This is a genomic window from Tellurirhabdus rosea, from assembly GCF_026278345.1.
GTDB lineage: Bacteria > Bacteroidota > Bacteroidia > Cytophagales > Spirosomataceae > Tellurirhabdus > Tellurirhabdus rosea.
This window is the reverse complement of sequence record NZ_CP111085.1, coordinates 670,644-685,659: the sequence shown is the minus strand read 5'-3', so window position 1 is coordinate 685,659 and position 15,016 is coordinate 670,644. Positions and strand designations below refer to the sequence as shown.

10 protein-coding genes are annotated in these 15,016 nt (G+C 59.4%); 2 read left to right on the top strand and 8 right to left on the bottom strand.

What is annotated here, in order from left to right; all coding sequences use genetic code 11:
- Positions 1 to 7: 7 nt before the first annotated feature.
- Positions 8 to 1,009: a pectinesterase family protein gene (locus ORG26_RS02760; protein WP_266366993.1), complete on the top strand. Its 1,002-nt coding sequence runs from the start codon at positions 8 to 10 to the stop codon at positions 1,007 to 1,009.
- A 60-nt stretch (positions 1,010 to 1,069) separates the two neighbouring features.
- Here the strand turns inward: ORG26_RS02760 and ORG26_RS02755 are convergent, their stop codons facing one another.
- The 3 genes from ORG26_RS02755 to ORG26_RS02745 form a co-directional block, all read right to left on the bottom strand.
- Complete coding sequence (locus ORG26_RS02755) at positions 1,070 to 1,756, bottom strand: hypothetical protein (protein ID WP_266366992.1); 687 nt, start codon at positions 1,754 to 1,756, stop codon at positions 1,070 to 1,072.
- Between the two features lie 169 nt (positions 1,757 to 1,925).
- Positions 1,926 to 3,755 carry a RagB/SusD family nutrient uptake outer membrane protein gene (locus ORG26_RS02750; protein WP_266366991.1) on the bottom strand — a complete coding sequence of 610 codons (1,830 nt, stop codon included), beginning with the start codon at positions 3,753 to 3,755 and terminating at the stop codon, positions 1,926 to 1,928.
- Between the two features lie 33 nt (positions 3,756 to 3,788).
- Positions 3,789 to 7,046 carry a SusC/RagA family TonB-linked outer membrane protein gene (locus tag ORG26_RS02745; protein ID WP_266366990.1) on the bottom strand — a complete coding sequence of 1,086 codons (3,258 nt, stop codon included), beginning with the start codon at positions 7,044 to 7,046 and terminating at the stop codon, positions 3,789 to 3,791.
- Positions 7,047 to 7,231: 185 nt separating this feature from the next.
- Here ORG26_RS02745 and ORG26_RS02740 point away from each other — a divergent pair, with 185 nt between their 5' ends.
- On the top strand, positions 7,232 to 8,614 hold the full coding sequence (locus tag ORG26_RS02740; RefSeq protein ID WP_266366989.1) for a glycoside hydrolase family 28 protein: 1,383 nt from the start codon (positions 7,232 to 7,234) through the stop codon (positions 8,612 to 8,614).
- Positions 8,615 to 8,714: 100 nt separating this feature from the next.
- On the opposite strand, the gene ORG26_RS02735 is transcribed toward ORG26_RS02740, so the two are convergent.
- From ORG26_RS02735 to ORG26_RS02715, 5 genes are all read right to left on the bottom strand, one after another.
- Positions 8,715 to 9,701, bottom strand: a complete 987-nt coding sequence (locus tag ORG26_RS02735; RefSeq protein ID WP_266366988.1) for an aldo/keto reductase — start codon at positions 9,699 to 9,701, stop codon at positions 8,715 to 8,717.
- A 126-nt stretch (positions 9,702 to 9,827) separates the two neighbouring features.
- Positions 9,828 to 11,960 carry a hypothetical protein gene (locus tag ORG26_RS02730; protein WP_266366987.1) on the bottom strand — a complete coding sequence of 711 codons (2,133 nt, stop codon included), beginning with the start codon at positions 11,958 to 11,960 and terminating at the stop codon, positions 9,828 to 9,830.
- Positions 11,961 to 12,057: 97 nt separating this feature from the next.
- A complete protein-coding gene (locus ORG26_RS02725) occupies positions 12,058 to 12,624 on the bottom strand; it encodes a LutC/YkgG family protein (RefSeq protein ID WP_266366986.1) in 567 nt (188 codons plus the stop codon).
- Between the two features lie 39 nt (positions 12,625 to 12,663).
- Positions 12,664 to 14,109 carry a lactate utilization protein B gene (locus tag ORG26_RS02720; protein ID WP_266366985.1) on the bottom strand — a complete coding sequence of 482 codons (1,446 nt, stop codon included), beginning with the start codon at positions 14,107 to 14,109 and terminating at the stop codon, positions 12,664 to 12,666.
- Positions 14,106 to 14,846 (bottom strand): (Fe-S)-binding protein, encoded by a 741-nt coding sequence (locus ORG26_RS02715; RefSeq protein ID WP_266366984.1) that lies wholly within the window; start codon positions 14,844 to 14,846, stop codon positions 14,106 to 14,108. The genes ORG26_RS02720 and ORG26_RS02715 overlap by 4 nt, the downstream gene beginning before the upstream one ends.
- Positions 14,847 to 15,016: the final 170 nt, after the last annotated feature.

Sequence of the window (15,016 nt, the reverse complement as noted above, 5' to 3'; positions counted from 1 at the left end):
ACTTTTGATGAAAACCCTGTTCATGGCCTTTTGCCTCACCTTCCTGAGCGTTGCCGCTTTTTCGCAGGCTGTCAATACAGCCTCGCCGATGAAACCCGTTTCGGTGACCGTAGCGGCCGATGGCAGCGGTCATTTCAAGACCATTCAGGAAGCCGTCAACGCGTTCCGCGACCATTTGCAGGTGCGGGTGACGGTGTTTATTAAAAACGGGATTTATGCCGAAAAACTGGTCATTCCGAACTGGAAACCCAACATTCACCTCATTGGCGAAAGCCGGGAAGGCGTCGTGATTACGGGCAATGATTACTCTGGAAAAGACTACCCCGGCCGGGATCAGACGGGAAAGACCAAGTTTCAGACCTACACCAGCTATACGGTACTGGTGCAGGCCCCGGATGTGGTCATTGAAAATCTGACGATCCAGAACACCGCCGGTCGGGTGGGGCAGGCCGTGGCGCTGCATGTCGAAGCGGACCGGTTTGTGCTGAAAAACTGTCGGCTGCTGGGCAATCAGGATACGCTGTACGCCGCCGCGGAAGGCACCCGGCAGTATTACGAAAACTGCCATATCGAAGGCACGACCGACTTCATTTTTGGCAAAGCTACGGCCGTTTTCCGGAATTGCACCATCAAAAGCCTGACGGATTCGTACATCACCGCCGCCGCTACGCCGGTTTATCAGCCCTACGGCTTCGTCTTTCTGGACTGCCACCTCACGGCCGACCCCGCCGCCACGAAAGTGTACCTCGGCCGTCCCTGGCGACCTTATGCCAAAACAGTTTTTATCCGGACCACGATGGACCGCCACATCCTGCCCGCGGGCTGGGACAACTGGAACGATGCCGCCAACGAGAAAACGGTCCTCTACGCCGAATACGCCAGCTCGGGACCGGGCGGAAACACCGGACAGCGCGTCGGCTGGGCCAAACGGCTGACCGGCAAAGAAGCCAGAGCGTACACCGTGGAGGCGATTTTTGGCGGAAAAACAGTCTGGGTGCCCGGCCGGTAAAGCCGCTTCCGGCCGGGGTGCCGCCTTGCCGACGAAGATTTTTGGCAGGCTTTCGGACGCTTAGTGGATGGGCGGCAGCGGTTGCTGAACAAGGTGTTGCATCAGCCGGGTGGCCGTCGCCAGGGCCGGTCCCGCGAGGGCGTCAGTGAACAGGACGCTGGTCGGTGCTTCTCCGAAATACAGCCCGTCTGAAACGAGGAACGAAATCCGGGTGGTACCCTGGGCCGGATGGGGCTTCCGGTCGTTTTCCCACGGACCAATCTGCTGGATGATCTGCCAGCTTTGGGTAAACAGTTTTCGGGTCAGCTGACCGGAGGGTTCGTCGGTTTTTTCCCAGATCAGCGTCCGGCCGGTGAAGTTGATGTAGCGGGCGTGCCCGTTTGAGAAAGAAGCCAGCACGTCCAGCCCTTCGTCCAGCCCCACTTCGACGATGACCGCCAGCAGCTCTTTCCGCGTGGGCGTATGGCCCGCTTTCCGTTGCCGGTAATACGCCAGTGCCCGGAGCCGGGGGTCGGCCGACGGGTCGTCAATTACCTTCTGGAAGTCTTCTAACGTGCTTTTTTCGGAAAGAAGGACCGAAAAAGGGTAGGCGTGCGGTTGTTGAATGACGGTCTGGTACAGGTGAGGATTGTCGCTGAACAGAAGTTCGTAAAGCACATTGGTGGGGTACTCCTTGTAAGGGCCAGGCGTAGCGATGGACGCCGGTTCGGTGAGGTCAGATTTTTTAATAAAGTCAAAAAGTCCCATACGTGTGGTGAGGTTAGTCCAGAGGAATTTGGCGTCGCTTTGTGACGGGTGCAAAATTTGCGCTTTCTGTCTGTAAATCAAAATGGTACTTGAAGTTATTATAATAAAAAAGCGCCCGGAAATCCGGGCGCTTTTCCTTTTTAAACTGAACCTTAACTGATTAATAAGCTTAATAACCGGGATTCTGCTCGGCCGTGCGCTGCTCGGCCGTCAGGGGCTGGCCGTTCTTGAACAGGCGCTCGATATGGGCCAGCGGAACCGGGCGGAGGCGGTGGAAATCCTGCAGCCCCGTGGCGTATTCGTTGAACAGCCGCACCCGTTCGACCAGCGTTTCGGTCCGGGCCAGATCGTTCCAGCGGTGGAGTTCGCCGTACAGTTCGCGGGTACGCTCGTTCAGAATGAAGTGGATGAACCGCTGGGCCTTGCTGGTGGCCGAGGCCGGATACTGCTCCATCGGCACGTTGGTGTCCCAGTAGGCCGCATCGACCAGAATGGCGTTTTCGGTGCTGCCCAGGTCGTTGACCCGGCCGCCTTCCACTGTCCAGTGCTGGTGGGTTTTCACCTCGCCCTGCTTGTAGGCCGCCCGTTTGCGGAGGACGTTGATGTACGTCGCGGCTTTGGCATAATCGCCTTTCCGGCCGTACGCTTCGGCCGCAATCAGGTAGGTTTCGGCCAGCCGCGCCAGGAAGTGGTCGCGCGTGCCGAACTCCGACTGGAAGTTGTCGCGGGTCGGGTCGAAATGCTTCAGGGTCGGCGGGAAAATCTGCAGATCGTGCTTGTTCTTGGGGTAAAAGTTGTACCGGACGCGGGCAATGCGGGAGTCGGGCACGTTGTTTTCCATCGAGAGGTAGATGGCCGTGTCGCCGACCGCAAATTTCGGCTGTCCGACAAGGTTCGAGCTGGGCGCGTCGGCGGCGGTCCATTTCGGAATCGTCGCGGCGTTGTTGGCCAGATACACCCATTTGAAGCTCTTGTAGAAGCGGGAGTCGTTGCGCCGGTCGAAGACGTTGAAGGTGTACTCCGTCGGGCGAATCCGGCGGAACGGACGGCCGTTTTCGAGGTCGCGCAGCATGCCCGGCTTGTTGTCGTACACCATCCCGAAGTACAGGTGCGCCCGGTTGCCGGAGTTGTTCAGCAGCAGCAGGTTGTTGTTGAACTGAATCGTGAAAATAACCTCGTTGTTAACCTGGTTGGTGATTTTCCACAGGTCGGAATAATCGCTGACGAGCTGGAAACGGCCGGAGTTGATCACCTGATCGGCAAAAACCGCCGCGCTGTCCATGTCGGTCGCTTTCTGGCCCCGCTGGTCTTTGACGGCGCTGCCCCGCGTCAGGTACACCTTGGCGAGGTAGTGCTGGGCGGCTCCCTTGGTGGCCCGGCCGTACTGCGTCTGCGATACCGGCAGGTTTTCCACCGCATAGCGCATGTCGGCAATGATCTGGTTGTACACCGTGCTGACGGGCTGGCGGTCAAATTCGAGGGCGACGCCCACCGTTCCTTTCAGCGGCAGCGGAATGGCCCCAAACTGCTGCACGAGTTCGAAGAGGTAATACGCCCGCAGGAAACGAAGCTCGGCCATGCGGATGCGCTTGCTGGCATCGTCTTTCAGGCCCGCCGTGCCGCCTTTAAGCTCCGGAATCCTCTCCAGACCAATGTTGCAGGAATTGATGCCGCGGTAGTAGGTCGTCCACATATCGTGCAGGAAACCGCCCTGGTCGGCGGGGTTCAGCAGCGAGTTGTATGAATCGTAATGCTTGTTCTGGCCGTCGGCCGCCTGGCGCACTTCGTCCACGCCGTATTCAAACAGGGTAAACGCCTGTTCGCCGTTGACTTTCCAGCGGAGTTCGCTGTAGGCGGCATTGATGAGGTCTTCCAGACCTTTTTCGGTTTCGTAATACGAGTACGAAACGGTGGCAACGGGGACCTCCTCCAGATAATCCTTGCAGGACGTGGCCGTCAGGGCCAGGAGCAGGGCGGTGCCGGTGATGTATTTTTTCATAGGATAAAGTCTTTTTCGGTCAATCATGGATACTTACAGGCCAATCCGCAGGCCAAACACAACGGTTTTTTCGGTCAGGTTCACGCCAAAAATCTGGTCGTTGAAGTTCCGGCTCGCGCTGATGAACTCCGGGTCGGTGACGTTGAATTTGGTGAACAGGAACGGGTTGGTGGCCGTCGCGTACACGTTCACGCTGCCCAGACGAACCTTCGACAGCAGCTTGGCCGGGAAGTTGTACGCCAGCGTGGCCGTGCGGACTTTCAGGAAAGAGCCGTCGGCGTAGAGGTAGGCGTCGGCGTTGACCGGGCGCTCCGAGTCGGCGTTGGCGGCCGGGAGGTAGTTGGTCGGGTTGGTCGGCGTCCAGTGGTCGGAGATGAACTGCGGCTCCGGATACCGGCCCGTCAGCGTCGGACGCAGGTAGCTGTTGAGGACGGTCTGGCCCAGACGACCGAACACAAAGATGGACAGGTCGATGCCCTTGTAGGAGAAGGTGTTGTTAAGCCCGCCCTGAATTTTCGGAACGTTGTTGCCCACGATGGTCCGGTCGTTGGTGGCGTCGATTTTGCCGTCGTTGTTGAGGTCGGCAAACTTCGGACGGCCTAAGCCCGGGCGGCCAAACGGGTTGCGGGTATCGGTCGGGTAGTACTTGGCGGCTTCCTCGGCTTCGCTGGTCTGCCACACGCCGATGACTTTGTAATCGTAGTACGAAATGACGGGGCTGCCGATGAACCAACGGTTGCCGATGTCGTCTTTGGTACCGCCGTAGAGTTTGGTGATTTCCTCCTTGTTTTTGGCCAGGGTCAGGTCGGTGGTCCAGCGGAGGCCGTTGGGGCGGTCGATGTTCACGCTGTTCAGGGTCAGTTCGACGCCCGTGTTGCGGGTCGAGCCGATGTTGGACTGGATGCTGGCGAAGCCCGAAGCGGTCGGAATCTGGCGGTCCATGATCAGGTCGGTCGTGTTGGCGCGGTAAACGTCCACCGACCCCCTCAGCCGGTCGTTGAAGAGGCCGAAGTCAATTCCGAGGTCAACCTGGCCGGTGGCTTCCCATTTCAGGTCGGGGTTCGGGATCAGGTTGGGCACAAAGCCCCAGGCGGCCGTTTCGCCCCAGACGTAGCGGGTTTTGGACAGTCCGCCGCCCGTGCTGTACGGCCCGACGGCCGAGTTCCCCGTACGGCCGTAGCCCAGACGCAGTTTCAGTTCGTTCAGGGCCGGAACGGCTTTCAGGAAATCCTCTTCGTGAATTTTCCAGCCGAAGGCGAACGAGGGGAAAAAGTCCCATTTGTTGCCCGGAGCCAGCACCGACGAGCCGTCGAAACGACCTGTGGCCGTGATGAGGTACTTGTTGTTGAGCGTGTAGTTGACCCGTCCCATGTACGACATCAGCTGCACGAGGCGGTAGTCGCTGCCAAACGCCCGCGGGCCGGAGCCGTTGGTCGAGCCGAGGTTGTACCATAGCTGCGAGGTATACGGCAGGTTGTCGACTTCGAGGTTCGAATATTCGTAGCGGTCGCTCTGGATACTTTGCAGGGCCGTGAAGCTCAGCGTCTGGTTGTCGCCGATGTTCTTGTCGTAATACAGCAGGTTTTCCAGTACGTAGTTGAAGCGATTGTCCTGCTCGTAACGGCCCAGCGGCGTGGCCAGCGTTCCCCGGCTGGCTTCGGGCGTCATGAAATAACCCCGGCGGTAGTTGCGCAAGTCCGGACCGAAGTTCATGCGGTAGCGGAGGCCTTTCAGCAGCGTCACGTCGGCGTAGAACGTGCCCATGATCCGGGTCGTCCGGCGGTTGTCGAGTTCGCCGCTGATTTTCGGAATCGGGTTGTAAATCTGCGCGTCGCCGCCTGGCTGGATGATGACGTTGCCCGCCGCGTCGTAGGGTAGCACCAGCGGCAGCTGGCCCAGGGCCTCGCCGTAAAGGTTGGTGCCCCATTCCTGATTCTGGAAGCTCATGTTCACCGCGCCGCCGATCTTGATGCCGGGCGTCACCTGATAATCCAGGCCGAGGCGTGAGCTGTAGCGCGTGAAGCCCTGCCCTTTCTGAATGCCTTCCTGGTCAAAATAACCCATCGAGAAGGTGACCCCCACGTTGTCGGAACCGCCCGATACGCTCAGCTGGTGGCTTTGCTGAACGCCCGTCCGCAGCACGAGGTCCGTCCAGTCGAGCGAGCGGACTTTCGAGGGGTCGTAAATGGGCACCTGGTCCACGACCGTATAGCCGTACTTGGCCATCGCCTCTTTTTCGGCGGCCGTCGCCTGGCGGTATTTCGGAATCAGCTTTTCCTTATCCTCCCATTCGTAGCCCATCGCGACGGATTCCCACATGACCGGGTCCTGCTTGAAGAGGTTGAAGTCCTGCGCGGGGTTGGGAAACGAGGTGGTGTAGTTGGTCGCGTTGCCGTCGCCCCGGACGCCGTTGCGGCGCAGTTCGGCAAAGGTCGCTCCGTCCATCATTTCCAGCGGGGCCAGCGGTTTGGAGAAGCCCACAAAGCCGTCGTAGTTGATGCGGGCCTTGCCTTTCTTGCCTTTTTTGGAAGTCACCAGAATAACGCCGTTGGCACCCCGGGCTCCGTAAATGGCCGTCGCCGAAGCGTCCTTGAGGACTTCGATGGACTCAATATCGTTTGGGTTAAAGTCGTTGATGCTGGAACCTTCCGACAGCGGAATACCGTCAAGGACGAAAAGGGGGTTGTTGGTGGCGTTGAGCGAGCGGTTGCCGCGAACCCGGATCTGCGGAGCGGCCCCGGGACGGGCGCTGGTCTGGGCGATATCCACCCCGGCCGCCCGGCCCTGCATGGCCTGCGAAAGGTTCTGCACCGGAACGGCCTGCAGCTGCTTCGACGAAATGGACGAGACCGAGCCCGTAACGTCGCTTTTCTTGACGGTGCCGTAACCGACCACCACCACTTCCTGCAACGATTTGGTGTCCACCAGCAGGGTTACGTCGATGACGGAGCGGTTGCGCACCGGAATTTCCTGCTTTTCGTAGCCGACAAACGAAAAGACGAGCGTGGCGTTTTCGTTCGGCAGGGTAATCCGGTACGTGCCGTCGGCGCTCGCCGTGGTACCGGTCGTACTGCCTTTGATCAGAATACTGACGCCGGGCAGGGGAGAACCGTCTTCGCCGGTCACTTTGCCGGTAACGGTGAAAACGGCCCTTCGGGCGTCGAGCATCTGGGCGGCCTGGGGACTGACGGCATTCCGCGCCAGCAGCACCGGCTTGCTGCCGTCGACGTGCGCATACCCCGAAAGCGCCAGGAGGCAGAGAAGAGGGGTTTTTGGTACAAATCGTAACATAGATGTAAGAGCGGGTTATGGAAATGCAAAAATTTAGTGGTAAAGGAATATATTAGTCAGGTGCCAAGACTCCTGTACTGTCATGCTTTTTGTAGTGTTTTTACTTAAGGGATTCCCTTAGGCAGTGTCGGGCTGTCAGGAGAGTACAGGCTTGTTGATCAGGGCAGAAAAATTACCTTCGCTCTATGCTACTCTTTCTCTCTTTTCTTGCCTTCTGGCTCACGGCTCCGGAGCCCTGGCAGCAGCAGGTTGGCGCACGCACGCAGCCGAAACAGAAGACCGTATTCCTGACGACGACCTACGGGGCCGTCGGCGACGGAAAAACCCTGAATACCGCGGCCATTCAGAAAACAATTGATGCCTGCGCGGCCAAGGGTGGCGGCGTGGTGGCTTTTAAACCCGGGCAGTACCTGACGGGGTCGCTGTTCCTGAAAAAAGGCGTGACGTTCCGGCTCGATAAAGGCGTCGAACTGCTGGGAAGCCAGTCGCTGGCCGATTACCCCGAGATGGATACCCGCGTGGCCGGACTGGAAATGAAGTGGCCCGCCGCGCTGCTCAATGTCATCGACCAGCAGAACGTAGCCATTGTGGGCGAAGGAACCGTCAATGCGCAGGGCAAGCCGTTCTGGGACAGTTACTGGGCGCTGCGGAAGGATTACGAGAAAAAAGGACTGCGCTGGATTGTGGACTACGACGCCAAACGCCCCCGCACGCTGCTGGTGCAGAACTGCGCCAACGTCACCCTGAAAGGCATTACGCTCCAGCAGGCGGGGTTCTGGACGGTGCACATCCTGTACTCGAAACACGTTACGGCCGACGGGCTGGTGATTCGCAACAACATCGGTGGCCACGGCCCCAGCACCGACGGCATCGACATCGACTCGTCGGAATACATTCTGGTGCAGAATTGCGACATCGACTGCAACGACGATAATTTCTGCCTGAAATCCGGCCGCGACTGGGACGGGCTGCGCGTCAACCGCCCGACGCAGTACGTCGTTATCCGGAACTGCATTTCCCGGGCTGGCGGCGGGCTAATTACGTTCGGCAGCGAAACGTCGGGCGGCATCCGGCACGTGCTGGCCCAGAATCTGGAAGCCAAAGGCACGGGCGTAGGCATCCGGCTGAAATCGGCCACGACGCGCGGCGGCACGGTCGAAGACATTACGCTCGAAAATATCCGGATGGAGGAAGTCGGCGTGGCGATGGAAGCCACGATGAACTGGAACCCCAGCTACAGCTATTCGACGCTGCCCGCCGGGTATACCGAAGAAACCCTGCCCGTTCACTGGAAGAAAATGCTGACCAAAGTAGAGCCCGTCGAACGCGGCATTCCGCACTTCCGCAATGTGACGATCCGTCAGCTGCGGGTCAGCAACGCCCGCAAAGCCATCACGGCCGAAGGGCTGGAATCCTCCCTGCTCGAAAACTTCAGACTCGAAGATGTGCAGGTCACGGCCAACAGCGCCGGCACCATCTCCTTCGGCAAAAACTGGAAGCTGACCGACGTAAAAATCGAGGCAAAAGACGCCGTGGTGGTGAAGAAGAGTAATGGAGTGACGTTTTGAATGGCGAATGAGTGAATGAGCGAATTGTGAATAGGCTCCGCCGGGCCAGGTTCCGGAATCGGCGGAGCCTATTCACAATTCGCAATTCACTCATTCGCTATTACCACCGCTGATGCACCAGCCTCTTGATATGCTTCTCGTACACGGCCTGCATGCCGGCGCGTTGATCGGGCGTGAGGGCGGGGACGGTTTCGGTGGCCAGATTGGAGGTCACCTGCTCGGGTCGGGAGGCACCGGGGATGATGCAGCTTACGGCGTCGAAGTCCAGGATCCATTTCAGGGCGATGGGCGCGAGGTTTTCCGTGCCGGGGAACAGCGCTTTCAGGTCTTCCACGGCGGCGAGGCCCGTTTCGTAGTCGATGCCCGAAAACGTCTCGCCCTTGTCGAAAGCTTCCCCGTTGCGGTTGAACGTCCGGTGGTCGTTGGGGCCGAAGCTCGTTTCCCGGCTGAACCGGCCCGTCAGCAGTCCGCTCGCCAGCGGGACGCGCACGATCACCCCGAGGTTGCGTTTCTTCGCTTCCTCGAAAAACAACTCCGAAGGCCGCTGCCGGAACAGGTTGAAGATGATCTGCACCGTCGTGACGTTCGGAAACTGAATGCCTTTCAGCGCCTCTTCCACTTTTTCGACGCTGATGCCGAGGTGCCGGATTTTGCCTTCTTCTTTCAGCCGGTCGAAAAGTTCGAAGATTTCGGGGCGGTAGTACACCTCCGTGGGCGGGCAGTGCAGCTGGATCAGGTCGAGCGTGTCGAGGCCCATGTTCCGCAGGCTGTCTTCCACGAACCGGCGCAGGGCGTCGGGCTGGTAGGCTTCATTGGTATGCGGCTGCAGGCGACGGCCGCACTTGGTGGCTACGTAGAGCCGTTCGGAACGGGCCTTCACGAGGCGGCCCACGGCCTTTTCGCTTTCCCCATCGCCGTACACATCCGCGGTATCGATGAAATTAATGCCTGCGTCAACGGCGGCGTTGAGGATTCGGTCGGCGTTTTCGTGGCTGAACGGGTCGCCCCATTTGCCACCCACCTGCCAGGTGCCGAGGCTGATTTCTGAAATGTTGAATCCGGTCTTGCCGAGGGTTCGGAAGTTCATAAGATGGCGCTTGCTGGTTAATAGTTGACGTTTGACATTGGACTTTTGACGACTGACAATCTACGCAACTGCGATAGGTCAACGGTCAAACGTCCAGTGTCAGGCGTCAGTTCGGTACAAAATAATTTACTGCGGCAGTGCCTTCAGGTTTTCGAAGCGCACCACCCATTTTCCATTTTTCGGGAAACCCGGTACCGGTTCGCCCCGGTAGCCTTCCCAGCCGGCGCACATGAAGGCGATGGCCGTCAGCAGGCCGCCGTTGCCGGGAAGATAAATGCGCAGATTGTCGCGCTGGTAATTATGGCCGTTGGGAAGGTAAGTATTTTTCTTCACCGGCATCAGCAGCGCGTCCACGGCCTTGTCGGGCAGTCCGAGCCGCGTGGCCGACATCGCCACCAGCGGATAATCCCAGCCCCAGGTGTCTTCCCACGACCACACTTTTTCGATGTGATTGAACGTCCGCAGCATCGTCGCCTTGTCGAGGTCCGGCGTGCCCGGCAGGTAGCCGTAAGCCCCCAGCACGGTCGGGTGGTCGGTCATGTACGGCTTGTGCGTGTACGAGTTCTGGGCGCTTTCGGCCGCCAGATAAAGACCGTCCTTAACGGGCAGGGGCGAGAGACCGGCCAGCACTTTGTCCCAGTCCGGGTTGCGGGGCAGGCCGAGCCGCTGCCGCCATTTCTGGGCCGTTTGCAGACCCCAGTGCCAGTAGGCCAGTTCGTAGGGCGGGTTGAAGGTTTCTTCCGGCTTAAAGCGTTCCTGCGCCGGAATCAGCCCTTTGCCGAGAATGTACCGCTTCGTTTCGGGGTCGAAATAGGCGTAGGACGCCATGAAGTCGGCTGTTTCAAAAACCAGTTCTTTATATCGGTCGAGCACTTCCCGGCTGGGCTTGCTTTGGTAAATCAGTTCGGCAAACTGGAGGTAGTGCGGCTGCTGCCAGATGAGGAACGGAGCCACCGAAGACGGGCTTTCGTTGCCGTCGGCATCGACCATCTTGGGCCAGCGAACGCCGCCGAAGCCCTGCCGTTCGGCCAGGCGGCGGGCCTGCGGACGGATGCGCTCGTACCAGCCCATGCTGCGTTCGAGCAAGGGCGTCCGGTTCCAGAGCGGAAAGTGGGCCGCGTGCCACCAGTGCATTTCGAGGTGGGGCTTGCCGTACCAGCTGTTGTAGGTCAGGCCGGTTTCCTGCGGCGGGATGCTGCCCGAGCACTGGATGGCGGTCAGGTACTGCGAAAGCACGATGCGCCGTTCCAGTTCTTTCGCCCGCGGGTCGGTGCTGCCTGACAGATCGACGGCCCCGCCGGTCTGCCAGAACTGCTGCCAATGCGTATTGGCAGCCTGTTTTACGGCCGTAAATTCGGGCAGGGCGGCCGGATTCGGGTTTTGCGTAAACCGGCAGCTGAAGGCCAGACGGTTCGCCGCTTTGCCCGCCTGAAGCACGTACAGGTGCTTTTCTTTTTCGGACAAAACGGCCCCGTTCGACCAGCGGAGACGGGCTTCGTAGCGGGTCGTGTCGAGCTGGCGCTCAAAACGGGCTTCGCTGGATCCTGAACGGGTCAGGCGGGTGGTGTGCTGGCCGGGTTTGGTAAAATCGGCGTCTTCCTCCCAGTCGGTATTGCCGTACGGAAAATGCACTTTGACCGTCAGCCGACCGGAAGCCAGCAACGGCGACTGTATGTCCGCGGCGACGAGGTCCTGCGTCGGGTGGCTGACCGTCCGGACGTCGACCGGCTGGCCTTCCAGTTCGAAATGGCTCCGGATTTCGCCCGCCCAGAGGTCGAGCACCTGCCGGATGTTTTTGAGGTCGGCCACGGTCGCTTCCGAGCCGTCTTTTTTGGTCAGCACAAAACCGATCTGGCCGAGATGTAGCCGGTGCGGATTTTCGCGGAAGTATTTGGTCACCGCCGCTTTCCGGTCTTTCCCGCCGTACTGGTAAGTGTAGGGGACTTTGCGCCCGTGCGATTCGTAGTCCTTGTAAACTTCCTCGATCCGGTAGTTGTCGGGATTCGGGAGGGCGTGCCAGGCCCACTGCGTCTGGGTGCCGAGCGAAACGCCGTTGTCGTAAAGAGCTGGAAAGGTTTGAAGGCCCGTCGGGTCGACGGTAAAGGCAAATTCGCCGTTCCCCACCGAAACTGAACTGAGCGTGTCGAACCGGGTATTGATGACCTGATGGCGGTCTACCAGCGCGCGGCGGTCAATTTTGGCGGGTTGGAGCGGGTGAAAAGCGGGTAAGGCGAAAAGGAGCAGGAGGTATTTTTTCATGGAAAAGGATGGGGGAACAAAAGACACGGAAGGTTGGCCGCGTGGCTGAACGCCTGCGTCTGCAAATCCCCTTGTCGCTGCGGTAATGGAAAAGACTTTACGGGACAACCACCGCCGTCATGGTCCGCGCGCCGTGCGCCCCGATGACCAGCGACTGCTCGATGTCCGCCGTTTTGCTCGGTCCGGCGATGAAGACGCCGTAACCGCCCGGGTGCCGGATGCGCTCGTAGGCGACGTGCATGGTCGGAACGAGGCTGCTTTCCGCAATCACGAGCACCAGATGCTGGGTGATAAACGGCAGCGACCGGTTGAGCATGGCCGGTTCGGGTACCCAGATGGCCCCGTTTTCGGCTACCCCGAAATCTCCTTTCAGGACGGCCAGTTCGATGGTTTCCAGCGTAGGTTTGGGCGTATCGCTGGTAATGGCTACCGAAGCCGGGAACAGGGGTGAGGCAATGCGGGTAAATTCGGGAAATTCGGATTTGATATAGGCCGGTAAAGCCGCCTCGCTTTCCAGCCGCACGACCCGTCCGCCGATGCTTTCCAGAATCGTGGTGAATTTCTCCAGGGACGCATCCCCGCCGAACTCGGGCAGGATCGGAGCCGGAACGGTTTCGGGACGGTTCTGCCGGATGGCGGCAAGGATTTGGTCTCTTGAGGACATGAGGTAATGAAGAATGGAAAATGAATAATGAATCGCGATTTACGGGCTGACCTCAGGAGTGGATGTCGCCGAGGGCCTTTTTTCCTGTTCATTTTTAGTTGCGGCCCGCCGCTGCGGTTCATTTTTCGTCTCCTGCTCAAACCATTCGCGGAAGCTCTGTTTGGGCGGCTCGGGCATTTCGCGGGCTTTGGCCCAGGGGTTGAACAGCCGGGCGTGGGTGAGTCCGTGGGGCAGTATTTTCAGCATCGTCCGGGCAAAAGCTCCGCCGAACCGGTACAGACCCGGGCGGGAAAGCACGCCGGACAAGGCTTTCATGCTCCACTTCTTGCTTGCCGGCAAAGCGCCTTCTTTGGCCACTTGCTGCCGCCACTTGTACAGTTGCGTGTGAATGTCAATTTTGACCGGGCACACATCCGAACAGGAGCCGCAGAGCGTGGACGCAAACGGCAGATCGGCGTGTTTGCTCAGGTCTACGTTCGGCGAAAGAATAGCCCCAATCGGGCCGGGAACCGTGAAATCGTAGCTATGTCCGCCGCTGCGCCGGTACACCGGGCAGGTGTTCATGCAGGCCCCGCAGCGGATGCATTTGAGGGAATTCCGGAAATCCGGACGGCCCAGTTGCCGCGTCCGGCCGTTATCGACCAGCACGATATGGAGCTGCCCGCCTTCGACCGGTTTTGTAAAATGGGAGGTATAGGTCGTAACGGGCTGACCGGTGGCCGAGCGGGCCAGCAGGCGCGTAAAGACGCCGAGGTGCCGCAGTTCCGGCAGCAGCTTCTCGATCCCCGTTGACGCGATATGAATTTTGGCAAGATTAACGCCCAGATCGGCATTGCCTTCGTTGGTGCAGACGACAAATCCGCCCGTTTCGGCGATGGCAAAGTTCACGCCGGTCAGTGCGGCGTCGGCGGCCACAAATCGTTCGCGGAGGTGCTGGCGGGCGGCCTCGGTCAGTCGCTGCGGGTCTTTTTCGCCCGCCGGGGTGCCGAGGTGCTGGTGGAACGTCTCGCCCACGTCCTCTTTTTTGAGGTGAATGGCGGGCAGCACGATATGGCTTGGCGGCTCGTCGCGCAGCTGCACGATGCGTTCGCCGAGGTCGGTATCGACCACTTCCACGCCGTTTTTAATCAGGAACGGATTCAGGTGGCATTCCTCCGTTAGCATCGACTTGCTTTTGACCAGCCGCCGGACGTTGTTTTTCCGGAGAATGTCCAGCACAATCCGGTTGTGTTCTTCGGCATCCGCCGCCCAGTGAATCTGCACGCCGTTTTGGCGGGCGTTCTCCTCAAACTGAACCAGGTATTCGTCCAGTTTGCTGAGCGTGTGGTCCTTGATCTGGGAGGCCAGGTCCCGGAGTTGCTGAAATTCGGGGATGGAATAAGCCATCCGGTCGCGTTTCTGGCGGACAAACCAGAGGGTCTGGTCGTGCCAGGTGGTGCGTTCGGTATCCTGGGTAAACTGGTCGGCGCGTTGAGCGTGGTTCATGGCTGGTTCCCGTTAAGGATTTCGGCAACGTGCATTACTTTAACTCCTAGTTTCTGGCGGCGGACAATGCCTTCCAGATGCATCAGGCAGGACATATCGCCGCCCGTAAGGACCTGGGTTCCGTTGCGGACGTGGTCGGCGACGCGGTCCTGACCCATGCGGGCCGAGACGGCTTCTTCGGCCACGCAAAACGTTCCGCCAAAGCCACAACACTCATCGGGACGGTCCAGTTCGGTCAGTTCGAGTCCGTCCATCGACCGCAGCAGCCGGTGCACCGAGCTGTCGGGAGTGGGGGTCATTTCGGTATCCGTTGCCAGCCGCAGTCCCCGCTGGCCGTGGCAGCTAAGGTGCAGGCCGACTTTGTACGGGAAGGTGCCGGGCAGGGTTTTTACGTCCAGCACCGAGGTCAGAAAATCGACCAGTTCGTAGGTGCTGGCCCGGACGTGTTTCACCGTGGGCGTCTGCTCGATGATGTTGAAATGCTTCCGGACGTGGTAAACGCAGCTTCCCGACGGGGCCACGATGTAATCGTAATCGCCGAAGGTCCGGACAAAATGGTGATAGACCGGCACGGCATCCTGTTCGCAGCCGCTGTTCGCCATCGGCTGGCCGCAGCAGGTCTGCTCGGCCGGAAAGTCCACCTGAACGTCCAGCTTACGCAGCAACTGCACCATCGAGATGCCTACCTGCGGGTAGAACTGGTCAACATAACAGGGGATGAAGAGGGCGACTTTCATGATGTTTGAGTTCCTTCAGTATAAAATCCAGCCTCGCCCGTCCGTAACCCACGGGTTTAATCGCGGGGTCAAACGGTTTCATTTCGCAAACCACGGATGTATCCGTCAGGTCGAAGAGTATCAGTTTGTAACCCACGGATGTATCCGTCAGTTCGAAGGATATCAATTCG